This window comes from Mycobacterium sp. 852002-51613_SCH5001154, assembly GCF_001667425.1.
Classification (GTDB): Bacteria; Actinomycetota; Actinomycetes; order Mycobacteriales; family Mycobacteriaceae; genus Mycobacterium.
This window is the reverse complement of record NZ_LZII01000085.1, coordinates 1-24,472: the sequence shown is the minus strand read 5'-3', so window position 1 is coordinate 24,472 and position 24,472 is coordinate 1. Positions and strand designations below refer to the sequence as shown.

Here is a 24,472-nt window from a genome sequence, read left to right as displayed (position 1 = left end):
CCTCTACTATGCCTGGTCTTCTGCGAGACGAGACGGTCCGTCTTATGGTAGCGACGGCCGGGCGCCGGCTCGTTATCCGCCCACCATCATCAGGCCGCCGTCGACCGCCAGCAGCTGCCCGGTGATGAATCCCGAACCGGGCCCGGCCAGAAAGACCAGCATCGGGCCGAGATCCCGCGCGGGGTCCCCCAGCGTCCCGCCCAGGGGAATCATCATCTGCATCTGCTGATCGATGAACGCGCTCGCGTCGGGGCCGAGGAATTCGCGCAACCGATCGGCGCCGGCCGTCTGCACCGCCGGCGCCAGCGCGTTGACGGTGACCTTGTCCACCGCCCACGCTTTGGCGGCCGACCGCGTCCATGCCTGGACCGCACCCTTGGTGGCGGCGTAGACGGCCGAGATCGGGCTGCCCATCACGGCTTCCGACGAGCCGAAGTTGATGATCCTGCCGCCCTTGGGGTCTTGGTCCTTCATGACGGCGTAGGCGGCCTGATTGGTGAGGATGGTCGCCTTGACGTTGGTGTCCAACAGAAACGCGATCTCGTCGACGCCGATGTAACCGGGAATCCCGGCCTGCCACAGCCCCGCGGCGTTCACCAAAACGTCGAGTCCGCCCATGCCCTCGGCGGCTTGTCGCACCATAGCCGAGACGGCGTCGGCGTCGCGCACGTCGCACTGCAGCCAGCTGGCAGCGAGGCCGTCCGGCGGCGGCGTCTGGTGATAGGTCGCAGTGACCTCGGCCCCGGCGTCGCCGAGGGCCCCCACGGCGGCCGCACCGATGCCGGTCGCTCCGCCGGTGACCAGGATCCGCCGGCCCCGCAGCGGTGGCGTCGTGTCTGACATGCGCAAGACGCTACCGCCGGCGGGGCGGGCGGCTACGCGCGCACCGCGATCGTCGACAAGAGGTCGGCGAGCCGGTCCGGCTGGTCGATCATCGAGAAGGTTCTGGCGCCGCCGATGACCTCGAGGCGGGCGTTCGGGATGGTGGCGGCCAGGCGGGCCCCGTCCTCCTGCTCGAAGAACACGTCGTCGGCCGACCAGGCGATGAGGGTGGGCTTGTCGAACTCGGGCAGGCGGGCGGCCACGGCCGTCGTCACTTCCGTGCGCATCGACAGCGTGAACTGGCGCAAGTCTTCAGCGATGCGGGGGTCGGACAGCCCCGGTCGCACCCACGCCTCGGTGAGGTCGTCGATGTTGCGGTGCGCCAATCCGTCGAACGCGCGCTTGCGCGCCACCGGCACTCGCATGGCCTGGGAAACCGCCCGGAACGTCGTCTTCGACTTGGCCGCCAGGATCACCGGCTTGAGGATGGGTGGCGGAAAGTGTTCGAACGCATCGCAACTCGTGAGCACCAGGGCGCCGAGCCGCTCGGGGTGGTGCACGGCCACGAGTTGCGTGACGACCCCGCCCGTGTCGTTGCCCACCAACACCACGTCCTCGAGGTCGAGCGCGGTCAGCACCTCGGCGACCATCCCCGCGACACCGGTGATGGTCCGATCGGCGCCGCGGCGCAACGGCTCGGGATGCGCGCCCAGCGGCCACGTCGGGGCGATGCACCGCAGCCCGCGGTCGGCCAGGCGTTCGCTGACCTGGCGCCACAGCTGGCCGCCCATCATGTACCCGTGCACGAAAACGACCGGCCGGCCGCTTTCGGGTCCGATTGCTTCGTAATGGATGGTTCCGGCACTAATGTCGATCGTCGACATAGAGAACTCCTACCTCGGGATACATTTACAAACAGGCTGTCTGTTCGTAAGTTACCAACAGGTTGTATGGAAAGCAAGAGACGGACTCAGGAAGAGCGCTCCGCGGCGACCCGCGACGCGCTGATCGCCGCCGCCCGCAAGTTGTGGGGGCTACGGGGTTACGCGGAGGTCGGAACGCCCGAGATCGCGGCCGTCGCGGGGGTTACGCGCGGCGCGATGTACCACCAATTCGCCGACAAAGCAGCGCTTTTCCGCGAGGTCGTCGAGGCGGTCGAGCAGGACGTGATGGCGCGGATGGGCACCCTGGTGGCCGAGTCGGGTGCGACGACACCGGCGGACGCGATCCGTGCGGCGGTCGACGCGTGGCTGGAGGTTGCCGGGGATCCGGAGGTGCGTCAGCTGATGTTGCTGGATGCCCCGAGTGTGTTGGGGTGGGCCGGTTTTCGCGACGTCGCGCAGCGTTACAGCCTGGGCATGACCGAACAGTTGATCACCGAGGCGATCCGGGCCGGCCAGTTGGCCAAGCAACCGGTGCGGCCGCTGGCGCACGTGCTGATCGGTGCGCTCGACGAGGCGGCCATGCTGATCGCGACCGCCGAGGATGCGAAACGCACGCGCCGCGAGACGCGGCAGGTGCTGCACCGACTGATCGACGGCATGCTTACGGGGTCATGAGGCACTGAACCGATGGGGCCACCAGCTCCGCTCCCGTAAGAGGGTCGCGAGAGCGGGAACGGTGAGTGTGCGGACGACGAACGTGTCCAGCAGCAGCCCGCAGCCGATCACGAATCCGGCCTGGACCATCATGTCGAGCGATCCGATCATGAGTCCAAACATGCTGGCGGCGAAGATCAGGCCCGCCGACGTGATCACGGAGCCGGTACTGGTGACGGTGCGGAGCACGCCGACACGCAAGTTGCCGGTGGACTCCTCGCGTAAGCGGGAGATCACCAGCATGTTGTAGTCGGCGCCGACCGCGATCAACAGGATGAAGGCCAGGAGCGGGACCGGCCAGGCGATGGCGTGGCCGAAACCGTACTGGAACAACAGCACTCCCAGGCCCAAAGCGGCGAAATAGTTCAGCACGACGGTGCCCAGCAGGTAGAGCGGGGCGACCACGGAACGCAGCAGCAGGATCAGGACGACGCCGACGATCAGCAGGGTGGCGGTGGCCAGCCGGGTGAAGTCCGCGGACAGCATGTGTTGGAGGTCGGAATTGACGGCGGTGAAGCCGGCCATGGAGATGGAGGTGCCTTCCAGCGAGGTGTTGGGCCGGGCGGCGTTCGCCACTTCGGTGATCTTGCGGTCCAGGGCCATCGCGTCAGCGGAGTAAGGGTCGTACGAGGATGCGACGGCGAATCGGGCGGTGCGCCCGTCGGAGGAAATGAAATGCCTTGCCAGGTCGCTGAATTGCCGATTCTCAAATGTCGACGGAGGTAGGTAGAACCCGGAGGCGGCGTCCGATCCCGAGGTGGCGCGAGCGGCGTTCTGCAGCTGGGCGGCGACCTGGCCCATGCCCCCGAGTAGCCGAATGTTGCTGTCGGCGAGGGTATGTACCCCGTCGGCCAGCGCCTGCGCGCCCGCGGCGAGTCGGCTGACGCCGCCTTGCAGACGGTGGATGTTGCCGATCAGGTCCGCGGGGTCGCCGGTCGCGCCGACCGTCCGCTGCATGGTGGTGGCGGCGTTTTGGATATCGGTGAGTGTGCCGGCAAGGGTGGCCGTTTGGCTGAACTGATCGCTGAGTCCGGCCACCTGGTCGAAGAATCCACCCTTGCGCAGCGTGACGAGTACGCGGGTTTCGTCGCGCAGTTGCGCGCACTGTGGCGTGGTGGCGCACCAGGGTGAGGCATTGAGGCCTTCGACGAGTGGTTCGATCGCCGCAATGGCGGCGGCGGCTTGTTGGGCCAGGGGCCGCAATCCCGCGCCGGTGTGCACGGCTTGATCGACGGCGGGTGCGGTTGCTTTGAGTTGTTGCAGCAGGGGCCGCGCGCCCTGCAGCTGTTGACCTCTGCTTCCGGCTTGGTCCAAGAGATCGGTCAGGGGTGTGAGCGCGCGCCGCAGCGTGGTGTCGAGTTGGCCCAAGCCGGCCGCGAGTTGGTCGGCACCGTTGGTGAGCTTGGCAAGGTCGTCCTTGTGGGCTTCGCCATCGGCGACGGTATCGGCCATCTTTTCGCCGATTTGCCCGTTCTGCCATGACAATTGCGCTTGATCGAGCCGGTTCCCGGTGGGGCGGGTGACACCCGAGACGCGAGTGACCCCGGGTAGCTGGGCGACCCGCGAGGCCAGCGCATCGAGGTCGGCGAGGCCTTTGGCGGTCCGCATGTCGGTGCGGGATTGCACGAGCAGAAATTCGTTGATGGCGGTGTCTTTGGGGAAATGCCGATCCAACAGCTGATAGCCCTGATTGCTGGGGGTGCTCGCGGGTTGTCCCTTGCGGTCGTCGTAGCTGATCGTCATGGTGGCCACGACGCCGGCCAGGGCCAGCAAGACCACCAGGCTCGCGGCCAGCACCGGCGTTGGTCGTCGTACCACCACGACGGCGATCCGGTTCCAGTACTGGCGAGATAAGTCGGCGCGCGGCTCGGCGATGCCGCGTTTTGCCGCCAGCGCCAATAACGGCGGGAGCAGCGTAACGGTGGCCAGGAATCCGATCAGCACGGCAATGGCACATGCGGGGCCAACACCCTGGAAGACGCTCAGGCGAGCGAACACCATGGAGGCCAGCGCCAAAGCGACCGTCGCCGCTGAAGCCAGGATGACGCGCCCGATGCTGCCGCAGGCATGAATGATGGCCTGTTCGGGGGCATTTCCACGCCGTCGTTGTTCGTGATAGCGACTGATCAGGAACACGCTGTAGTCGGTGCCGGCGCCCAGCAGAACCGCGGTCATGAACGCGATGGTGAATTGCGAGACCGGAACGCCGAATTCACCGAGTGCCGACAAAACGCCTCGGCCGACGGCCACGCTCGCGCCGATCACCAATAGCGGCAACAGGGCGGTGGCGACCGATCGGTATACCAGCAGCAGGATGAGTCCGATCAGGGCGGCGGTCGCGATCGAGATGAGCAGCAGCTCGTGTTCGCCTGAGCCGATCTGATCACGGAACGTCGCGGCCGGGCCGGTGACGCGGGCGGTGGTCGATGACCCGGTGACGACGGAGGACACGTGCGCGCGCACGGCGTCGACCGACTCGGCTGCCTTTGGGTCACCCAGTGTGCCGGCGATCCCGATCGGCAGGAACCACGCCTTTCCGTCTTTGCTCACCGCGCGGCTTCTGGTGGTGGGCTCGGCAAGTAGATCCTGCACCAGCAGAACGTGAGTTTTGTCGGCGCGCAGCGCGACCACGAGGGCGTCGTAGCGTTGCCGCGCGGGTGGGGTCAGCCCGGCGGGGTCTTCCATCGCGATGACGATCGAGGTCTTCGCACCCCGCTCGTCGAACGCCGCCGCCATACGATCGAGCGCTTGAAACGACGGCACGTCACCGGGCAAGAGCTGGACCGACTGCTGGCGCACGACCGTCTCCAGCTGGGGGAAGGCGATCGCGAGGATCGCAGCCACGCCGATCCATGTGCCGATCACCCATGCCTTGCGCCGGACGGCAAGTCCGCCCAACGCGGCAAGACGCGCACTGTATTCACCGGTTCGCTCAAGCTGGGGCTCGGCCCGGCGGGGCGCGCCAACCAAACCCGTTCCCGAAAAGATCCCCCGTTGCACCGCTCCCCCTATGATTGGTTGGTGAAACAGTTCACCAAACCATGTTGGTGAGATCCTTCACCAAAGTGGGGTGCGGGCGCAAGTCCGTGAGCCAAACGAAAAAGGAGCCGGTTCTCGAATGGCAGTGCATCGTGGCCTAACCGCTGATCAGCGACGTGAACAGCGCCGCGGGCAGCTCATCGAGGCTGCCTTCGACACGATTGCCGAGCAGGGGGTGAACAATCTCCGGGTGCGGGCCGTCAGCGCGAGCGCGGGGCTCAACGACCGTTACTTCTACGAGAGCTTCCGCGACTGCCACGAATTGCTGATCGCGACTTTCGAAGACCAATTCAGCCGCGCGTTGACGGGGATCATGGCGACGGTCGCGGAGTCACCGCACGAACTCGAGGCCCGCGCCCGCGCCGTCATCGAGTTCGCGTTCGGCTTCATCGACGAAGATCCGCGGCGCCCGCGGCTGCTGATCGAGCTGCAAACGGCCGAAGCGCTCGCCGGGCGTCGGGACGAGGTGATCGACGTCCTCACTCAAGTGATGGTCGGGCAGGTACGGGCACTGCTCGGTGCGGCCGCCGGTACCGACGACAACGTCATGCTGACCGCGCTGACGGTGGTCGGCGGCCTTCTCGAGTTGATCACCCAGTGGTACCGGCGCGAAATCAAGGTCAGTCGACCTCAGCTCATCGAGTTCATGACGGCGCTGGTCGTGACAACGACGGATATCGCCGGCGCGCTCGAACGCCGACTCACCGCGGAGGATCTTTAGGCACCGCGAACGGCGGCGACACCCGCGATGACGCCCTGAATGAGCCGGTCGAGATGCTCGGCGCTGTCGACGGCCGGTTGCCCCGCGACGAACGTCATCATGATCCCGTTGATGAAAGCCAGCGTGGCGATCGCCTGGTCCTCGATCAACGCGGGCGCGGGCGCGCTCTCCGCGGGATGCCATTGGGTGACGACGTCGCGGGCCAGGGTGTAGAGCAGTTTCGCGGATTCGCCGAGGGCAGTGGCCAGTTCCCCGTCCCGGCCGGCGAGCAACGCGAGCTCGTATCGGGCCTTGGCGCGGGTCAGCCAGGGCTCGCTGTTGACGTACATGACGATGCGGGCCAGCCCCGCGGTGCCGGTGAATTGCGCCGCCGGATCGTCGGCGAGTTCGGCCATTCGGGAGAAGTCGGCCACATCGAGTTCGGCCAGCCGGGCCGCGATCGCGTGCAGCAGCGCCTTGCGGGTCCTGAAGTAGAACGACGCGGTGCCGGCGGGTACGCCGGCGTGATCGTCGACCCTGGGATGGCTGACCCCGTGGACGCCGTTAGTCCCCAGCAGTTCGATCGCGGCGTCGGCGAGTTGGCGGCGCCGTTCGGGCGCGTTGTGCTTTCGACGTGCAGCGATGCGTCCAGTCTAAAACTGACCGCAGTTGGGCGCGGGCGGTTCTCCGTTGAATCGGGCGGCGATCCACTGCATGGCCGGCTCGCCGTCGACGAGCATGGGCAACGCGTGGTTGATGACGAGCTTGTCGAGGAACGGTGGCTCCTCGTTGGTCCGGAACTCGACGTCGGCGTCCTGGGCGCACCAGTCGCGACCGAGTTGGTTGGCCGCGGTCCACGGCACCAGCGGGTCGTAGCGGTTGCTGTCGATCAGCACCGGCGCGTTGGGCTTGTAGCGCCCGATCCGCTGGTCCTCGAAGAGGGTGTTGAACGGCTCCTCGTTGACCAGTTGTTTGATGTCTTCGGTGAAATAGGGCTGGATATGGCGAAACATGAAGTCCAGCAGGGTTTGTCCGACGCACTGGCGCGAGACCGACTCGAGCATCGCGAGTCCGCGGGGAGTCATCTTGGAACGGATGACGTCGGCGAACTCGGGATAGGCGGCCATGACGCTGTTGAGCGCGTACCCGACGACACCGACCAGCGCGCTGCCATCCGCGTACGGCAACAGCTCCTTCAGGTTGGCCGGCGGGGCCCCGGCGTAGGTGCCGACGATGTGGAGTTCGGGGGCATAGCTCGACGCCAGCTCGGCCGCCGACGCGGTGGCACCGCCGCCCTGCGAGTAGCCCCAAAAGGCCACGGGACCACGGGGATCCAGCGAAGTGTCGGGGAGCTTCATGGCCGCACGGGCGGCGTCGAGCACCGCCTGCCCCTCGGCGACGCGGCCCACATAGGTGTGCATGGAGTTGGTGCCGAGGCCTTCATAGTCGGTCATCACGATGGCGAAACCGCGCGCCACCATCGTGGCGACGAACAGCTCCTCGTAGTTGAACATGATGTCCCAGCCGCCCGAATAATGGATGCCCTGGTTGAACATTCGCGACGGCGCGCACTGGTTGCCTTGGCCCTGGGTGCCGGGTGCGTAGCTGATCAACGGCCGTGGTCCGCTGCCCGGCCACGCGTTGTAAGGCTCGAAGTATGTTCCGGTGACCGCGATCGGGTTGCCACGAGTATCGGTGCTGCGGTACATGATTCGGGTGCCGGTGGCCATGATCGCGCCCAGCTGGCCGGACGGCTCGAGGACCAGTCGCGACGGTTCGGTGCGTATCAGGTCGCCCGGCCGGCCGGGCGGTAACGGGTCGGGTGGGGTGTAGAACTCCGCGTACCGCGGTTCGTCCCCGCCGTCGGCGTGCGCGGTGCCGGCACGACCGAGACCGACCAACGCTGAGGCGAATATCAGCAGGACGGCGAAAGTTCCCCCAACCCGGCGCATCACGGAACGGTAACAACCGGGCGGCGGCCAGGGAAGGCAAATCTCTAAATTTTTAGAGATTCGGCGACGCCTAGCGGTGGTTCTGGGCGAAGAACTGCCAAATGGTATCGGTGGCGTCCAGCGCCGTCGAGGGTGGCGGGATGCCCGCGAGCTTCGCGGCGAGGGGGCTGGGTTCACTGCCCGGCCATTGATGGCCTGCGCCGGCCACCGAGATCAACTCCACGGTGCGTCCGTCCGCGCAGGCGGCGATTTGCGTCGTCACGTCACCAGTGGTGCTCGAGTTCGGCGCTCCGCAGGCGTCAATCGCGCGCCAGGTGGCATTCACGGACTGCGCCGACGGCCCGTCGACGCGAGCAGTTCCGTTGAGCGCGAACGCCTTTCCAGGCCCGCCGTCGTAGGGCACTCTGTCGTCGGCGGTGCCGTGGATTTGCAGCACCGACGCGCGCCGCGCCCGGGAGCAGTCGGTCAGCATCGTGCCCGCCACCGGGGCGATCGCGGCGAACACGTCCGACTGGCAGCCGAGCCGGAGCGCCATCATGGCTCCGTTCGACATGCCGGTGACATACACGCGCGCCCGGTCGATGGGCATCCCTTGCTCGATGGCGCCAACCATGGTCGTGATGAAGCCGACGTCGTCCGCGCCGACGCGCTGCGGTTCGCCGCAGCACGTTCCGGCGTTCCAGGCGCGGTTGATGCCGTCGGGGTAGGCGACCAGGAAATGCCCGGCGTCGGCCTCGGTGTCCCAGTGGTAGGCGCGCTCGGCCTGCTGGCCCGTGCCGAAGCCTCCGTGCAGCATCACCACCAGAGGGGCCGCATCGGTCAGTCCCTGCGGCCGGTACAGGTGATAGGTGCGGCTCACGCCGCCCGACTCGACGCTCTGGGTGGATTGCCCGACCGGGATCGATTGCGAGCCGGGCGTTCCCAGCGCATGGCCGCCGCCCAGGCAGCCGCCGGGCACGACGGCCAGGACGGCGACGAGGCAAACGCTGAGAGCCCCGGCGCGGCGCGATCGCATGACGCCATCGTGGCAGCCGCTGGGGATTTTGACAAGTCACTTGTCAATTGTGCTGCGGGTGGCACACTCTTCCCATGCGACGCCCTCTGCATCCGGACTGGCAGCCCACCGTTCCCGCGCTGGTGAACCTGGTGGCGGCGTCCGGTGCGCCACGGTTGCGGGCGGCGTTTGCCGCGGCGGGACTCGACGGGATCCGACCGGCCCAGGCGGTCGCGCTCGTACCGTTGGCGGCCGGTGGCCTGCACGCGTCGGATCTGGCCGATCGGCTCCAAGTGAGCCGGCAGGCGGTCGCCCAGGCGATCACCGGACTGGAGCGACACGGCTACGTCACCCGAGTCCCCAACCCGCTGGACGCGCGAGCCCGAATCATCGAGGTGACGCCACGCGGCCGGCAAGCGTTGCGGGTAATGCGCTCTAGCGCAGTCGAATTGGAGCGGCAGTGGGAGCAGGTCCTAGGGCATCAGCGATTGACCACGCTGCGTGAGTCCTTGCAGATGTTGCTCGCGGCTCAGACCGAATCGGCGGAAGAATAGCCGCCGCCGAAATTCCCATGTCTTGATCGTCGCCGACGGCCTAGGCTCGACCCAAGACAGTGAACAGGAGTCGCCGTGCCCATCTTCATGGTCGAGCGCAACTTTGCCGAGGAACTGGAGCCCGGTCTCGAGGTTGCCGACGGTATCAATCGGATCAACGACCTCGAGGGCGTTCGCTGGATGTACTCGTTCCTGTCGGCGGACAAGCGGAAGACCTACTGCCTGTATGAGGCGCCGTCGCCGGAGGCCATCAGGTCCGCGGCGGCGCGCGCCGGCCTGCCCGCCGACTCCGTCGTCGAAGTGAAAGAGCGCATGATGCCGGACGGGGCGCTGTCCGACATCTGAGGGCGCTAGCCGAGAAGCTCGTGGTCGGCCGCATACATCGCCGCCTGCGTGCGGTTGGCGGCGCCGGTTTTGATCAGGATGTTGCGCACGTGGTTCGCGGCGGTGTTGGTGCTGATGAAGAGGCGCTCGCCGATCGCGCGATTGCTCAACCCCTCGGCGAGCAGCCGCAGCACCTCCACCTCCCGTTCGGTCAGGCCGTCGGGACCCACCGAACCCGCGGCCAGCACCGAATCCGCCAGGTCGACGACGCGGGTCTGCCCGATCGCAGCGGCGATGGCGCGCGCCTCGTCGGCCAGACGCCGGGCATCCTCGGTGCGACCACATGACGAGGCGAACAACGCGTGCCGGGCCAGTGTCTCGCTGACATGCACCACCGAGCCCATCCGGCGGTCCATCTCGATCGCGGCGACGAAGTGCCGCTCGGCAGAGGCACCGTCTCCGCAGAGCGCCGCCATCCGGGCCAGATATCGGTCGGCGCTGCCGAACAGCGCGACGAACTGGCCGGCCACCAAATTCTTTCCGGCATAACGCGAGACGAATGGGCGCAGCGCGTGGACCGCTTCGCGGTGGGAAAGCCCTAACGCCGCCTCGACCATGAACACCAGTTCCATCGGCCACTGCGCATCCTCGAGGCGGTCGCCGAGGTTGCGGTTGAGCAACTGATTGAGCGCACGGTTCATGCCGCGTTCGCACCGCAATTCGGTGTAGAGGGCAAGCAGCCCGGGCACCCAGCGGCCGGTGAACGTCTCACTGCCGTCGATGAAGCCCCCGAATCTTTTCAGGTCGCCGGTTTCGCGGCGGATCATGAACATTTGGACCCCGTTCGAGCCCTCGGTGTCGTCGGCGCCGAACAGATCGCCTGTGCGCAAGGCGATGTCGGCCCATCGTTCGGCACCGGCGAAGTCACCGCGCAGGTAGGCCAACGCTTGTTCGATGCACGCGCCGACAAAGCCGAAGGCGGCTTGACCGCAGCTTTGGGCCGCGCGCCGCATGTCGGCGGTCGCGACGGCCAGGCCGTCGGGCCGGCCGGCCAGGTAGCTGACCATGGCGTGGAAGTGTGACGCCGCACCCAACGACTCGTAGTCGCGGCGTGCTAGCGCCATGTGCGATACCTCGGCGGCACGCTCCGCCTGGATTTCGCTCATCTCCGGGGTGAGGCCTTGCCACAGGCTCGTCTTCAACGTGTGCAGCAGCACCCCCTCGTCGCCGACGGCCCGCGCGCGCTCGATCGCGTCGGCGCCGACCTCGCGGGCCCGCTCCGCCTCGCCGGCGAAGGCCAGCGCGCGCCCGAAGCTGCCGAGCGCCTGCACGTAGCGGGGGTCATCGGCTTGCAGCCCGCACGATTCCAGCGCCGACGCCAGCAGGTCGGCCGCCTTCGAAGTCGACTGTCCGGGGCGCCAATTCGCCTCCTCGTAGCCGACGGCAGCCTCCAGCCGCATCAGCGGGTCGTCCATCGCGCCGATGCGTTCGTAGATGCCCCGCGCCCGCACGAAGAAGCCGGCGCGCACATGGTTGGCCGCCGCGTCGAGGTGCAGCCTGGCCCGCTCCGCGAGGCTGAGCTCGGGAAGCGAGGCGGCCCGTTCGAACCACTTGGCCGCATCCTCATAAGCCAGGCTGTGCTCGGCCATCCGGGCCGCCCGGCGCGCATACCGCAACGCCTGCTCGTGGTAGCCGAGCACGTGCGCCATCAGGAAGTGGTTGGCCAAACGCGGAACGAGCGATGGGTCGGCACGTCCCTCCAGCGCCTCGGCGGCGCGCGCGTGCATGATCCGCAGCCGCGATGCCGCCATCCCGCCGAGCACCGATTCCCGGGTCAGCGCGTGCACGAACGCGAATTCGCCGTCGGAGTCGTGCACCGCGCGGACCAGCCCGACCGCCTCGGCCGAATCGATCGCCGCCAGCGTCGCGCCGACCTCCGTCTCGCAGGTCGAGATGAGCGCCGGCAGGTCGAACGTCTGGCCCAGCACCGCCGCCTGCTCGATGACCGCGCGCACGCCGGTCCCCAGCCCGGCGAGGCGGCGGGCGATCGCGTCTCCGATGGACCCGGGGACCGTGTGCTGCGTGCCCAAAGTGGCCAGCCCGCCGCGGATTTCGAGGTCGTTGACCAGTTCGGTCAGGAAGAACGGGTTGCCGCCGGTCCGCTCGCGCAGCAGCGCGGCGGCCGTGCGCACCGAGGCCGGGGCCAGCTGCTGGGTTCGTGCGACGAACTCGGCGATCGCCTCGGTGTCCAGGCCCGCCAGGTCCAGGCGCCGCACCCCGTCGAATCGGTGCAGCTCGGCCAGCCGGGTGGCCAGGTCGTCGGACCGGTCGGGCTCGGTCGTGCGGAACGTGACCACCACCAGAACGCGCACATCGGCGCAGCCGATCAGCACGTGCTCGAGCAGCGCGAGGGTGGGGAGCTGCGCCCAGTGCAGGTCGTCGAGGATCAGGGCGATCGGGCGATCGACGGCCAGACGGCGCAGGAAGCCGGTCAACGCGTCGAAGAGGGCCTGCCGCGCCGACCCGACGTCCGGGGCCGGGCCGTCGTCGGGCAAATGCCGAATCACTTCCGGCGAGAGCCGTCGCAGCTGCGGCCCCGCGTCGCTCAACGGTTCCGCCATCGAACCCGGCGGACCGGCGATCAGCAGCCGGTCGAGCGCTTCGGCGAACGGCGCGTAGGGCACGTCTTCGTCGGCGGTCGAACTTCCCACCAGCACCGCGACGCCGTGGTCGAATAGCTTGCCGGCCACCTCCGCGGCCAGCCGCGTCTTGCCGGCCCCGGGCTCGCCGCCGATGAAAACCGCCTGGCGATTGCCCCGCTCGACCCGCCCCCAGGCCTGCTCGAACACCGCCAGTTCCGCATCGCGACCCACGAGCGGGCCCCGGCGGCGAGCGATCAGTTCGGCCGGGAGCGGGGGCGGCACCCACTGCGCCATGCAAACAAGGTAGCCGCGTCGGTATTGGTCGGTCGATAGTCAGATGTGACTATCGTGGAATGCCTCGGAAATGCTCGGTTGTGGTCATGACGCGCGGTTCGCCGGCCTCGTAACGTCGCCGCATCAAGACCGGCGAGCAAACAAGGAGGTGTGGCCATGAGCCTCACAACCGCAACCGATGAATTACGCGCCAGGCTCGGCTCGCAGGTGATCCTGCCCGACGACCCGCGGTACGAGGAGGCGCGGGCGGTCCACAACGGCATGATCGACAAGCGGCCGGCGGTGATCGCGCGCTGCGGCTCGCCCGCGGATATCGCGACCGCGCTGGAATTCGCGCGCGACCGCAACCTCGTTGTCGCCGTGCGCGGGGGCGGTCACAACGGCCCCGGCTTCGGCACCGTGGACGGCGGACTGGTCATCGACCTGTCGCCGATGAACCGGATCGACGTGGACGCCGACAGCCGCACCGCCCGGGTCGAAGGCGGGGCGACGTGGGCGCAAGTGGACGGCGCGACGCACGCATACGGGTTGGCGGCGCCGTCGGGCATCATCTCTTCCACCGGGGTCGGGGGCCTGACCGTGGGCGGCGGCCACGGCTACCTGTCCCGCAAGTACGGCCTGACCATCGACAACCTGGTCGAGGCGGAGCTGGTGCTGGCCGACGGCCGCGTGGTGCGGGCGTCCGAATCCGAGCATCCCGACCTGTTCTGGGCGCTGCGCGGCGGCGGCGGAAACTTCGGCGTGGTCACGTCATTCACGTTCCGGCTGCACCTCGTGCACACCGTGATCTGCGGTCCCACGGCATGGCCCGCGTCGGCCACCGCCGACATCCTCTCGTGGTACCGGGACTTCATGCCTGCGCAGGACGGGGATCTCTACGGATTCTTCGCGGCCATGACGGTCCCGCCGGCGGCACCGTTCCCCGAGGCGTTCCACCTGCAGAAGGCGTGCGCCGTGGTCTGGTGCTACACGGGCGACCCCGCCGGCGCCGAGGAAGCGTTCGCGCCGGTCCGGCAGATGGAACCGGCCTTCGACGGGCTGGGCGCCGCTCCCTTCCCAGCGCTGCAGTCCACCTTCGACGGCCTGTATCCCAAAGGGCTGCAATGGTATTGGCGCGGAGACTTCTTCCGCACGGTGCCCGACGGCGCCGTTGCGGCCCACGCCCGCTTCGCCCAGGAGCTGCCGACCAGGCATTCCACGATGCACCTGTACCCGATCGACGGTGCGGTCCATCAGGTCGGCCAATCCGACACGGCGTGGGCTTACCGGGACGTCAACTTCTCCCAAGTGATCGCGGGGGTGGACCCGGACCCGGCGAACGCGGAGTTGTTGAAACGCTGGGCTATTGACTACTGGGACGCCACCCATCCGTACTCGGCCGGCGGTGCCTACGTGAACTTCATGATGGACGAGGGGCAGGAGCGGGTCCGGGCGACCTACGGCCCGAACTACCAGCGGCTCACCGAGGTCAAGGCTCAATTCGATCCCGGCAACGTGTTCCGGATCAACCAGAACATCCGGCCCGCGGGCTGAAGGGGCTAAGGCGTTTTGAGGAACACGTCGTTGAGTGTGACGGTGCGCAGGTTGCGCTCGCGGATGGTGTCGACGAGCTGCGGGTAGACGTGCGTCACGGGCAGGTGATTGAGGTGCCCGATGACGATGGCCTGCGGCGTGAAGTACTGATCGGCCATCTGCACGATGTACTCCTCGGTGATCAACGTCGAATCCGACAGCGACCCCGACCACAACGTCGGCACGGTATAGCCCAGGTCGGCGGCCACGGCGTCGACCACGGCGTTGCGCTTCGCGTACGGCGGCCGCCAGTACGGCTTCGCACCGATGCCGTACGTCTTCTTCAGGAATTCGTCGTTGCGGCTGAGCTGTTGCGCGACTTGATCTTTGGGCAGCGTCGTGAGGTCCGGGTGTGACCAGGTGTGGTTGCCGAGTTGGATCTGTCCGCTGTCGACCAGGGGCCGCAGCATCTCCTTGTTCTCGGTCCAGGAGTCGTAGGTGCCGTTCACGAAGTAGGTCAGACGCACGCCGGTGTCTTTGGCGAACTGGGTGTACGCGCGCACCACCTCGCTGTTGACGCCGTCGTCGACAGTCAGCGCGAGCAGGTCACCCTCGCCGGGGATCTTCATCAGCGCGCCCCCACCGGGCAGCGGGATGCGGGCGCTCAGCGGTGGCGGCGGCAACAGAGCCGACGGGGCGGTCGGGCCCGAGGTCGCCGCGCCGGAAGCGGCCGGCGCCTGGGCGAACGTTCGCGGCTGCGGGTCGACGACGAGCCGGGCCGCGCCCACTCCGGCGACGACTGAGGCGGCGAGCGAACCGAGGAACTGACGGCGATTCATCGCGGGCAGGCGAAGGCCGGGCGCAAATGTCGGACGGGGTGATCCGGACTGGGCCCGGTGTTGGCTGCGCCGCTGCGCGCTTCGAGCCGACCCCCGGAGGGGTCGCTCGCCGTACACGAAATCGCCAGCCATCAGCAGCGAACCGTACCACTACCAGGAACAATATGTCGGATGCGTTACGGGAGGGTCAGCTGTGAATTTCGCGATCAGTGTGATTCCGTGCCGCCGCGCTGGGGCAGCTGCACCGGCTCGGCGGCGGGTGTGCCCAGCGTCGAGGCCAGCCAGGGCAGCGCCGCCTCAAACGCCCCGGCGGCAAACGGCCAGTCATGCTTGCCCGGCTGGCTGACCACGGCGCAGGTGATGCCGTTGGCGCTGGCCGCCGCGCACAACGCGTTGGCGGCGGCGTCCTGGCCCTCCGGATTGGCCGCCGGGTCCGTGCTGGGCGCGCTCCCGGTGGGGTTGGCCTCTGCCGCCACGTCGCGCGGCTCCGAGGATCCCGGGACGTCGAACCAGCCCGACAAACCGGTGTAGCGACCATGCCGCGCGATCACGGTCAGGGGGTCGAACGCGGCCCAGGCGGTGCGGTCGCCGCCGAACAGCTTGGCGATCGTCTGATCCCTGGGGCCGACGTTCGGGCTGCGGTCGCCGGCGATGTCCACGAACGCGCTGAACAGTTCCGGATGCATGACGGCCAGGTCAACCGCGCAGGTGCCGCCCATCGACCATCCCGCGACGCCCCAGTTCGCCCGGTCGGCGCTGACGCCGAAGTTCGACACCATGAACGGCACGATGTCCTTGGATAGGTGATCGGCGGCGTTGCCCCGGCTGCCGTTGACGCACTCGGTGTCGTTGTCGAACGACCCGGTGGGATCGACGAACACCAGCACCGGGGAGAAGCCGTGATGCGCGGCGGCGAAGTTGTCGATGGCGGTGAAGGCGCCGCCCGGGCCCAGCCAGTCGGCCGGGGTGTTGAACGCGGAGCTGATCATCATGACCGCCGGCAGTCGGGGTGGCGGATTGCTGTTGAACCATGCGGGCGGCAGATAGACCAGTTCTCGGCGGTGCCGGAAGTGGGAGGCGTTGTCGTCGATGTCCACCGGCACCACCACGCCCTTGGTCGGCCTGGTCCCGGCGACCTGCATCTCGGTGACCCGGAGCCGGTCGATCTGGTCGGGCAACGGCACCGAGGTCAGTTGGTTCCACGCGGCAAGCGCCGTCGGGAAGTAACCCACCCAGCCGTTCAATGCCAGTCCCGCGCACAAGGCGCTCAGCGGTATGGACAGCACGGCGACCCCGCGACGCCACCAGCGGGCGCCCCGCCAGCCCACCAGGAAGACCGCGGCGGCCAGGCCGCTCATCGCGATCCACAGCCACAGCGTCGTCGGCGCCGGGTCCCCGGCCACGCCGAGCGACGTGATGTACCAGTACGCGAGCGCGGTCACCGCGGCGGCCGCGACCAGGGCCGCGGGCAGCACCCGCTTGAGCCAGCGCGGCGCACGCCACTGGATCGCGATGATCAACAGCAGCAGCGTCAACCCCTGCACGGTCGGCGGAAACCAGCCGTGCAGCAGGGACAGTCGTCCGAAGAATTGGTCCAACGGTCGTTGCCTTTGCTGGGTCGATCGCTGCGCGGGGCGGACCCGTGGTCTTTTCGAACGCGGGGGGTCGGGAACAACTATCCCACACCAGCCCCACCCGTCCGCCTGCCAGCGTGGCGTGTGGGCGGGGTGGTCTAGGTGGCCGCGACGCTGCTGAACGAGCGCAGCCGCAGGCTGTTGGCGACCACGAAAACGCTGGAAAAGGCCATCGCGGCGCCCGCCAGCATCGGGTTGAGCATGCCGAGCGCGGCGAGCGGTATTGCGGCGATGTTGTAGCCGAACGCCCAGAACAGGTTGGTTTTGATGGTGCTCAGCGTGCGCCGGGACAGCCGAATCGCATCGACCGCGGCGCGTAGGTCACCGCGCGTGACCGTGAGGTCGGCGGCTTCGATCGCGACGTCGGTGCCGGTGCCCATCGCCACCCCGAGATCGGCGGTCGCCAGAGCGGCGGCGTCGTTGACGCCGTCACCGACCATCGCGACGACCTTCCCTTCGGACTGCAGCCGCCGGATGGCGGCGAGCTTGTCGGCCGGCATCGTCTCGGAGATGACCTGCGTGATGCCGACCTCGCCGGCGATCCGGTCCGCGACGCTCCCGTTGTCGCCGGTCAGCAGGATCGGCGTCAGGCCCAGCCGCTTGAACTGCCGGACCGCTTCGGCGCTGGTCGGTTTGACGGTGTCGGCGACCACCAGGATCCCGCGGGCGCGGCCGTCCCAGCCGACGGCGACCGCGGTCTTGCCTTCGCCCTCGGCGCGGGCCTTGCCCGCCGACAGCGCGGCGTCCAGCGGCTGGCCGCTGTCGGCCAGCAGGTTCGCCCGCCCGATGACGACGGTGCGGCCGTCGACGTCTCCTCGCACGCCGTTCCCTTCGAGGCTGGCGAAGCGCTCGGCGGCGGGCAGTGCACCGAGCTCGGCTTTCGCGGCCTGCGCGATGGCCCGCGCGATGGGATGTTCGGACGCATCCTCGAGCGCGCCGGCGTAGCGCAGCAGCGTTTGGCGGTCGGTCCCGGGCCCGCTGATCACGTCGACGAGGGTCATCTTTCCGGTGGTGACGGTGCCGGTTTTGTCGAGCACGATCGTGTCCACGTTGCGCGTCGACTCCAGGACTTCGGGCCCCTTGATCAGCACGCCGAGCTGAGCCGCGCGGCCGGTGCCGACCAGGAGGGCGGTCGGGGTTGCCAGCCCCAGCGCGCACGGGCAGGCGATGATCAGCACCGCGACGGCCGCGGTCAGGGCCGCGGTGAGCGGGAAGCCCAGCGCGACCCACGCGCCGAGCGTCGCCAGGGCGATGCCGATCACCACGGGGACGAACACGCCGGAGATGCGGTCGGCGAGCCGCTGCACCTCGGCCTTGCCCGATTGGGCCTCCTCGACCAGCTTGGCCATGTGCGCGAGCTGGGTGTCGTCACCGACCCGGGTGGCGCGCACGACGAGGCGCCCGCCGACGTTGACGGTGGCGCCGGTGACGGTGTCGCCCTCGCCGACCTCGACGGGGACGGATTCGCCGGTGAGCATCGAGGCGTCCACGGCCGAAGAACCCGAGACCACGATGCCGTCGGTGGCGACCTTCTCCCCGGGCCGGACCACGAAGTCGTCCCCGACCGCGAGGCGGTCCACGGGGATGCGGGTTTCGCCGGTGTCCCGCAGCACCGCGACCTCCTTGGCGCCGAGCTCCAGCAGGGCGCGCAGCGCGGCGCCCGCCGTCCGCTTCGAACGCTTCTCGAAGTACCGCCCGGCCAGCACGAACAGGGTCACACCCGCGGCGACTTCCAGGTAGATGTTGCCGGCGCCGTCGGAGGGGTGGACGGTCAGCTCGAAAGCGTCGCGCATGCCCGGTTCGCCGGCCGTACCGAAGAACAGCGCATACAACGACCACAGGAACGCCGCCAGCGTGCCGATCGAGACGAGCGTGTCCATGGTGGCGGCGCCGCGTTTGAGGTTGGCCCAGGCGGCGGTGTGGAAGGGACGGCCTCCCCATACGACGACCGGTGCGGCCAGGACCAGCGATGCCCACTGCCAATAGCGGAACTGCAAGGCCGGAACCATCGCCATGGCGATCACCGGGCCGGCGAGCACGGCCGCGGTGATCAGCCGGGTGCGCAGCGCGCTCAGCTCGGGGTCGTCGGCCGTAACGGAGGTTTCCCGCCGGGGCGGCAGCGCGGCGGTGTAACCGGCCTGTTCGACGGCCGCGATCAGCAATCGCGGGTCGTATCCCGAGGGGATCGTGAGCGCGGCCCTTTCCGTGGCGTAGTTGACGGTGGCTACCACGCCGTCGAGCCGGTTGAGCTTCTTCTCGATCCGGGCGGCGCAGGACGCGCACGTCATCCCCGCGATCTTCAGCTCGATCTGGCTCATCGGCGCCGCGCTCATGCCACCAGGACGGCCCGGTAGCCGGCCTCGTCCACCGCGCCGAGGACCGCGGCCGCGTCGATGGGAACAGAACTCGTGACCACCAGCCTGCCCGTGTCGGCGCTGACGTCCACGCGCTCCACGCCCGGGAGGCGGCCGACCTCATCCTTGACGGCCGCCTCGCAGTGGCCACAGCTCATCCCGTCGACCCGGTATTCGCTCGTGGTCATGACATTCCTTTCCTGATACCCCGCCGGGGTATCTCCACCCGCAACGTCCGCGTGCCGCCGAGGTATTCCCACGCCGAGCCGTTGGCGCAAGGGGGCGCCGGCGGAGCAACCCGGGAGGCAACGAGGACTCTTCCATTCTGCCTGGTGGAAGCCCCAAGCCAGCGTTCGGGATCGGCCCACGCCGGGCATCAGACGTAGCCGACGCCGATATCGACCGAAAGCTGGGTCGCCGTGACCAACCGGGACTGGTCGGAAACAAGCCAGGCGACGGCGTCGGCGATGTCCTCCGGCTGGGCGATCCCCTCGGGCAGCAGCGGCTTGTGCAGGCCCCGCAAGTGCGGGTAGGTGTCGGCGGCGGCCTGCAGCGCTTCACGCATGCGGCCGGTACCCATCGGTGTCGAGACCGCTCCGGGGTTGAGGCTGTTGACGCGGATGTTGTGCCGGCCGAGCTCGGCGGCGAACGCGCGAGCCATCCCGACGACCGCGTGCTTGCTCGCCGTGTAGTGGATCATGAACGACTGCATGTTGATGCCGGCGGCCGACCCGATGAGGATGATCGACCCACCGCGCCCGCCGTCGATGATGTGCTGAGCGCCGGCCATCACCGTGTTCCAGGTGCCGGTCACGTTCGTGTCGATGGTGTCGCGGAACGCTTCCGCGGTGATCTGATCCCACGGAGCGGGACTGCAGATCCCGGCGTTGGCGACGATGATGTCGAGGCGGCCGAGTTCGGCCACCGCCGCGTCGACTGCACCCTTGAGCGCCTCGAGGTCCCGGATGTCGACGGCCGCGGTGACGACCCGTTTGTCGTTGGCGCTCACCAGTCGTGCCGTCTCGGCCAGATCCACGGGTGTCGGCGAGTCATACGGAACGCTTGGCGGCAGCGGCCCGGCGATGTCAACCGCGATGATGTCGGCACCCTCGGCGGCCAGGCGCACGGCGTGCGCCCGGCCCTGCCCCCGCGCGGCGCCGGTGATCAGGGCTACCTTTCCCGAAATGGATTGACTCATTGCTACTTTCGGCTCCTCCCGACGCTGGCTTCCTGTCGCGGCCACCCGCGGCGGGATGTCTGCTGTTCTGAGTTCGACTCGGCGAGCGTAGCGTCGACCTGACGCTGCCGGACAGCCGAAAGGAAAGATCATGACCGTCACCGTTGTAGACGCGGGCCCGCGGCAGGTAAGCCGGTCGGTCGAAGTGGCCGCGCCGGCCGCCGAACTTTACGCGATGGCCGCCGATCCCCGACGACACAGCGAACTGGATGGGTCGGGCACCGTGCGTGACAACATCAGCGTGCCCGCGGAATTGACTGTGGGGTCGAAGTTTTCGACCAAGATGAAGATGTATGGCCTGCCGTACCGCATCACCAGCACGGTGACGGCCCTGAAACCGAACGAACTGGTCGAATGGCGTCACCCGGTGGGGCACCGCTGGCGGTGGCAATTCGAGACGCTCTCGCCGACCCGAACCCGGGTCACGGAGACGTTCGATTATCGGGACGCCGGTGCGGTCAAGAACGCGTTGAAGTACTACGAGCGGATCGGGGCGTGCAAAGGCAACGCCGCAGGAATCGAAGCGACGCTGGCCCAGTTGCGCGATCGTTACGCCACGCGCTAACCGGGTCTCCGGCGCGTCACCCCATGCCTAGGCGTCGCAGGTGTTCGATCATGGTGTCGACCGCGGCCTCCAACGGCGCGGTGTCGCGACGGACCTGGCTGAGCAGTAACCCGCCCTGGATGCCGGCGAGCATCGCCAGCGCGACGCGCTCGATGTCCGTCCCGTCGGCCAACTCGCCGCGCGCGGCAATCGCTACCAGGCTGTCGTGGATCATGTTCTCCCACTGGGCAAATGACCGTGCAAGCTGGGCCCGCGCGATAGGGTCCGACTCGGACAGCTCGTTGGCCATTGAGCCGATCGGGCAACCGCCCGCACAGCCCATGCTGCGCACCAGGTCCACCATGATGCCGCGCCAGCGGTACAAGTCCTCGACGCTGTCGATGCGGTCGAGACCCAGGTGCTGCACGCCGAGCACATGATCGGTCTGAAAGTCAATGACGGCGGCCACGAGATCGCTCTTGTCGGCGAAGTAGTGATACATCTGCGAGGTGCTGACGACCGCGGCCTCCTGAATGTCCTCGATGGTTGTCCGCGCGACGCCGCGCTGCAGCATCAATTCGGAAGCGGCGGCCACGATGCGCTCGCGGGTTGCGCGGCCCTTCGCGGTCAGCTTCTCGTAGGGGACCGGAGCCATAAGCCTCCTTCCGTGGAGTAACCCCCACAAACTACTCTTTTTGGAGTTGACACTCCATTTTCGGTCGAGCAGGCTGAACGCCATCGTCTACTAATCGATGCCGGAAGCCGTTGTGCGCCAAGCCGGCACGCATGTGAAGGGCAATGAACTCATGACCAGCACCGCCGACACCAACGAGACCACGATTGCCAACCGGGTCGCGCAATTTCAGCAGGGAATGGCAAGCCAGTTGCCTGAGGACGTTCTCAGCACCTTCAGCGCCGAGCAGGCGCAGCTACGGGCCGGCGGTACACCGGTCGGCGTCGCCGCTCCTGGCGACCCGATGCCGGATGGGCAGCTATTGGATGTGCGCGGCGTGCCCACCACCCTTGCCCAGAGTGTCGGGGGACGCAGTGCAGTGGTCGTGCTATACCGCGGTGCGTGGTGCCCGTACTGCAACCTGACGCTGCGTGCGTATCAGGAGCAACTGGTCCCGCAGCTGGCGCGCCGTAACGTCGCGCTGGTGGCGATCAGCCCGCAAAAGCCTGACGGTTCACTGTCGACGCAGGAGATCAACGAGTTGAGTTTCACCGTGTTGTCCGATCCCGGCAATCAGGTCGCGGCCGGGTTGGGTGTACTCACCGCTCCCAGCGAGGGCACCAGGGCGGCGCAACGCAACCTCGGTCTCGAGCTGGCCGAAGTCAACGCCGATGGAACGATCGGACTGCCAATGCCGACCGTGGCCATCGTCGACCACGCCGGGACCATTCGCTGGATCGACGTCCACCCCGACTACACCACCCGCACCGAGGTCGCCGACATCGTCGCTGCCCTGAGCGGCCTCAAGTGAACCCAGGGCGTCGCGAATTCGTGCTCATTTGGTGGACGAAAGCCGCGTCGTAATCCGCTCCGGCTCAAACCCGTTGGCGCAAACGCTTACCCGGTCGGGACAGCTCATCAGCCGATACGGACTGGTCATCGTGCTGGCCTGGATCGGGTTCGGGAAGTACGTAAGGATGGAATCCCGCGTGCTCATCGAGCACAGCCCGCTGATGAGCTGGATCTACGAGGTTTTCAGTGTTGCCACCGTCGCGCGCGGGCTGGGAACGATGGAAATCGTTGCCGCCCTTCTCATCGCGCTTCGGCCGGTGTGGCCGCGGGTATCGGCGGTCGGCAGCGCGCTGGCGGTGGTGCTGTTCATGGGAACGCTGAGCTTCCTCTTCACCACGCCGGGCGTGGTTTCGACGCATGCCGGTGGTCTTCCCGTGCTGTCTGCGCTGCCGGGCCAGTTCCTGCTGAAGGATCTGGTGCTGATCGGCGTCGCGGTGTGGAGCCTGGGTGACGCGCTGTCGCGGGGCAGGTCACACATGGGGCAGAACCTCGTCGGCCATTAGGTGCAGGCTGGACCAGCCCGCGTCGATAGGAAGGCCGCCGATGAGCGGGTTAATCACGACTTCTCTTCGGCCACCGTGGATCTGATCGATCAACTGTGTCGGGGTCAGGATCTCGACATGGTTGAGGCGGCGCAGGTCCCGGATCGAGGCCGGCTCGGTTTCGTTGGGCCGCGGGACGCCGGCCCGCTTCCAAGCGCTGTATTCGACCGCTTCCGACGACAGGATGAAGTCGCCGTAACGCGACCACGCTTCGTCAGGATCGGCGTGCAGCAGGGTGACGGTGCTGCCGTTCTCGGGGCGGTAGACGAAACCCTCGTTTCCGCGGTTGCGCAACTCCTGCAGATACACCGCCTCGACCTCGGGCATGGCCATCGGCGGTGAAAACGGAAGCCCGAAGCGGGCCGCGCGCCGGGCCGCCGCGGCCGTCATACCGCCAACGAAAAGGATCGGATGCGGGCGGGTAAACGGCTTCGGCGTGACGTTGATGAGCGCGCCTTCGTGTTCGAAGGGTTGATCGCTCCACGCCCTGAGCAGCACCGTCAGGCAGTGGTCCATCAGGGTCGCCCGCTTGGGCCAGTCCTTGCCGACGGCGCGATACTCCTCGGGCCGGTAACCCATGCCGGCCACGAAACTGAAGCGGCCCTGGGTGAGGTTGTCCAGCACGGCGATGTCCTCGGCCAGCCGAATCGGATCGTAGAGCGGGACGATCAACGCGTTGACGCTGATGCGTACGCTGCGTGTGCGACCCGCTACCGCGGCGGCCAAAATCAACGGCGACGGAAGCCAACTCGTGGCCGCCAGGTGATGTTCTTCTGCGCTCACGGCCGTGAAGCCGCGGCGATCGGCGAACTCCGCCATGTCCAGCGCAGTCCGGTAGCGATCCGCCTGGCGCGCTGTGGGATCGGCGACATTGGTCATGTTGAGCCGCAGCGCGGTGAGTAACTTCATCGTCGTGCGTCGTCCGGGCGCGCGAAGAGCGTTCCGCCGATCAAGTCCTTGGCCGATTCCAGTGCAGCCGCGTACGCGTCCGGAGCCAGAGTGGCGGCCCGCTCCATGAGACCCCGCGCCAGTGCGTGAATCGCATCGGCAGCCGCGTCCGGGCGGGTGTCGGGAGGCAGCGCGCCCTGTGCCCGGGCGTCGCTGATGATCTCAGTTATCGTGTCGCGCAACGCTTTCAGCCCGGCGTACCGTGGCCGGCCGCTGGCCGGATGCTCGCTGCTTTCACTGCGAATGGCCCGATCGAAGGCGGCCAGATGGGGGTACTCGCGCATCAACCTGCTCGACTCGTCCAACACCGCTGCCAGGCGATCGACCGCGCCGTCGGCCCGCGCGGCGACGGCCCGCAGCCGAGGCAATGCGACATCGGTGCGCGCCGCGATCGCGGCCTTGATCAACTCGGCCTTGT

The 24,472-nt window shown here is 68.0% G+C and carries 23 protein-coding genes; 8 read left to right on the top strand and 15 right to left on the bottom strand.

Annotated elements, in window-relative coordinates:
- Nucleotides 1-72: 72 nt before the first annotated feature.
- Nucleotides 73-843, bottom strand: coding sequence for an SDR family NAD(P)-dependent oxidoreductase (locus A5750_RS24145; RefSeq protein WP_066951272.1), 771 nt, complete (start codon nucleotides 841-843; stop codon nucleotides 73-75).
- Nucleotides 844-875: 32 nt separating this feature from the next.
- Nucleotides 876-1,706, bottom strand: a complete 831-nt coding sequence (locus tag A5750_RS24140; protein WP_067266322.1) for an alpha/beta fold hydrolase — start codon at nucleotides 1,704-1,706, stop codon at nucleotides 876-878.
- Nucleotides 1,707-1,772: 66 nt separating this feature from the next.
- On the opposite strand from A5750_RS24140, the gene A5750_RS24135 reads away from it, so the two are divergent.
- The gene (locus tag A5750_RS24135; RefSeq protein ID WP_067266318.1) at nucleotides 1,773-2,381 is read left to right on the top strand and encodes a TetR/AcrR family transcriptional regulator; all 609 of its coding nucleotides are present in this window, start codon (nucleotides 1,773-1,775) and stop codon (nucleotides 2,379-2,381) included.
- On the opposite strand, the gene A5750_RS24130 is transcribed toward A5750_RS24135, so the two are convergent.
- Nucleotides 2,376-5,390, bottom strand: a complete 3,015-nt coding sequence (locus tag A5750_RS24130; protein ID WP_082959203.1) for an RND family transporter — start codon at nucleotides 5,388-5,390, stop codon at nucleotides 2,376-2,378. The two genes, A5750_RS24135 and A5750_RS24130, sit on opposite strands and share 6 nt — an antisense overlap.
- A gap of 148 nt (nucleotides 5,391-5,538) precedes the next feature.
- Between A5750_RS24130 and A5750_RS24125 the strand changes: the two genes are divergently transcribed.
- Nucleotides 5,539-6,180, top strand: a complete 642-nt coding sequence (locus tag A5750_RS24125; protein WP_066951283.1) for a TetR/AcrR family transcriptional regulator — start codon at nucleotides 5,539-5,541, stop codon at nucleotides 6,178-6,180.
- On the opposite strand, the gene A5750_RS24120 is transcribed toward A5750_RS24125, so the two are convergent.
- The 3 genes from A5750_RS24120 to A5750_RS24110 form a co-directional block, all read right to left on the bottom strand.
- A complete protein-coding gene (locus A5750_RS24120; RefSeq protein ID WP_066951286.1) occupies nucleotides 6,177-6,737 on the bottom strand; it encodes a TetR/AcrR family transcriptional regulator in 561 nt (186 codons plus the stop codon). The two genes, A5750_RS24125 and A5750_RS24120, sit on opposite strands and share 4 nt — an antisense overlap.
- A 75-nt stretch (nucleotides 6,738-6,812) precedes the next feature.
- The gene (locus A5750_RS24115) at nucleotides 6,813-8,111 is read right to left on the bottom strand and encodes a lipase family protein (RefSeq protein WP_066951405.1); all 1,299 of its coding nucleotides are present in this window, start codon (nucleotides 8,109-8,111) and stop codon (nucleotides 6,813-6,815) included.
- Nucleotides 8,112-8,181: 70 nt separating this feature from the next.
- On the bottom strand, nucleotides 8,182-9,126 hold the full coding sequence (locus A5750_RS24110; RefSeq protein ID WP_066951290.1) for a PHB depolymerase family esterase: 945 nt from the start codon (nucleotides 9,124-9,126) through the stop codon (nucleotides 8,182-8,184).
- Nucleotides 9,127-9,200: 74 nt separating this feature from the next.
- Here A5750_RS24110 and A5750_RS24105 point away from each other — a divergent pair, with 74 nt between their 5' ends.
- Nucleotides 9,201-9,659, top strand: coding sequence for a MarR family winged helix-turn-helix transcriptional regulator (locus A5750_RS24105; RefSeq protein WP_066951294.1), 459 nt, complete (start codon nucleotides 9,201-9,203; stop codon nucleotides 9,657-9,659).
- 75 nt (nucleotides 9,660-9,734) lie between these two features.
- Entirely contained in the window at nucleotides 9,735-10,004 is a 270-nt protein-coding gene (locus tag A5750_RS24100; RefSeq protein ID WP_066951298.1) for a DUF4242 domain-containing protein, read from the top strand.
- Between the two features lie 5 nt (nucleotides 10,005-10,009).
- Here A5750_RS24100 and A5750_RS26565 read toward each other — a convergent pair whose 3' ends face one another.
- Nucleotides 10,010-12,919, bottom strand: coding sequence for a helix-turn-helix transcriptional regulator (locus tag A5750_RS26565; RefSeq protein WP_066951301.1), 2,910 nt, complete (start codon nucleotides 12,917-12,919; stop codon nucleotides 10,010-10,012).
- Nucleotides 12,920-13,075: 156 nt separating this feature from the next.
- On the opposite strand from A5750_RS26565, the gene A5750_RS24090 reads away from it, so the two are divergent.
- Nucleotides 13,076-14,452 carry an FAD-binding oxidoreductase gene (locus tag A5750_RS24090; RefSeq protein ID WP_066951304.1) on the top strand — a complete coding sequence of 459 codons (1,377 nt, stop codon included), beginning with the start codon at nucleotides 13,076-13,078 and terminating at the stop codon, nucleotides 14,450-14,452.
- Between the two features lie 5 nt (nucleotides 14,453-14,457).
- Here the strand turns inward: A5750_RS24090 and A5750_RS24085 are convergent, their stop codons facing one another.
- From A5750_RS24085 to A5750_RS24065, 5 genes are all read right to left on the bottom strand, one after another.
- The gene (locus A5750_RS24085) at nucleotides 14,458-15,270 is read right to left on the bottom strand and encodes a polysaccharide deacetylase family protein (protein WP_066951307.1); all 813 of its coding nucleotides are present in this window, start codon (nucleotides 15,268-15,270) and stop codon (nucleotides 14,458-14,460) included.
- A gap of 206 nt (nucleotides 15,271-15,476) precedes the next feature.
- Entirely contained in the window at nucleotides 15,477-16,868 is a 1,392-nt protein-coding gene (locus A5750_RS24080; RefSeq protein WP_067266305.1) for an alpha/beta hydrolase family protein, read from the bottom strand.
- Nucleotides 16,869-17,002: 134 nt separating this feature from the next.
- Nucleotides 17,003-19,237 carry a cation-translocating P-type ATPase gene (locus A5750_RS24075; protein WP_067266300.1) on the bottom strand — a complete coding sequence of 745 codons (2,235 nt, stop codon included), beginning with the start codon at nucleotides 19,235-19,237 and terminating at the stop codon, nucleotides 17,003-17,005.
- Nucleotides 19,234-19,446, bottom strand: coding sequence for a heavy-metal-associated domain-containing protein (locus tag A5750_RS24070; RefSeq protein ID WP_066951320.1), 213 nt, complete (start codon nucleotides 19,444-19,446; stop codon nucleotides 19,234-19,236). Before A5750_RS24070 ends, A5750_RS24075 begins: the two co-directional genes overlap by 4 nt.
- 188 nt (nucleotides 19,447-19,634) lie before the next feature.
- Entirely contained in the window at nucleotides 19,635-20,456 is an 822-nt protein-coding gene (locus A5750_RS24065) for a mycofactocin-coupled SDR family oxidoreductase (protein WP_067266296.1), read from the bottom strand.
- Between the two features lie 130 nt (nucleotides 20,457-20,586).
- Here A5750_RS24065 and A5750_RS24060 point away from each other — a divergent pair, with 130 nt between their 5' ends.
- Nucleotides 20,587-21,060, top strand: coding sequence for an SRPBCC family protein (locus A5750_RS24060; RefSeq protein WP_066951332.1), 474 nt, complete (start codon nucleotides 20,587-20,589; stop codon nucleotides 21,058-21,060).
- A 16-nt stretch (nucleotides 21,061-21,076) separates the two neighbouring features.
- On the opposite strand, the gene A5750_RS24055 is transcribed toward A5750_RS24060, so the two are convergent.
- Nucleotides 21,077-21,694 carry a TetR/AcrR family transcriptional regulator gene (locus tag A5750_RS24055; protein ID WP_067266290.1) on the bottom strand — a complete coding sequence of 206 codons (618 nt, stop codon included), beginning with the start codon at nucleotides 21,692-21,694 and terminating at the stop codon, nucleotides 21,077-21,079.
- A gap of 97 nt (nucleotides 21,695-21,791) precedes the next feature.
- Here A5750_RS24055 and A5750_RS24050 point away from each other — a divergent pair, with 97 nt between their 5' ends.
- Together A5750_RS24050 and A5750_RS24045 are read left to right on the top strand one after the other, a co-directional pair.
- Nucleotides 21,792-22,523 (top strand): peroxiredoxin-like family protein, encoded by a 732-nt coding sequence (locus tag A5750_RS24050; RefSeq protein ID WP_231989296.1) that lies wholly within the window; start codon nucleotides 21,792-21,794, stop codon nucleotides 22,521-22,523.
- A 31-nt stretch (nucleotides 22,524-22,554) separates the two neighbouring features.
- On the top strand, nucleotides 22,555-23,067 hold the full coding sequence (locus tag A5750_RS24045; RefSeq protein ID WP_231989295.1) for a YkgB family protein: 513 nt from the start codon (nucleotides 22,555-22,557) through the stop codon (nucleotides 23,065-23,067).
- Here the strand turns inward: A5750_RS24045 and A5750_RS24040 are convergent.
- Nucleotides 23,035-24,015, bottom strand: coding sequence for an LLM class flavin-dependent oxidoreductase (locus tag A5750_RS24040; RefSeq protein WP_067266287.1), 981 nt, complete (start codon nucleotides 24,013-24,015; stop codon nucleotides 23,035-23,037). The genes A5750_RS24045 and A5750_RS24040 overlap by 33 nt on opposite strands.
- The coding region (locus A5750_RS26200; RefSeq protein ID WP_067266281.1) for a TetR family transcriptional regulator C-terminal domain-containing protein at nucleotides 24,012-24,472 on the bottom strand (461 nt) is incomplete at its 5' end. The genes A5750_RS24040 and A5750_RS26200, both read right to left, overlap by 4 nt.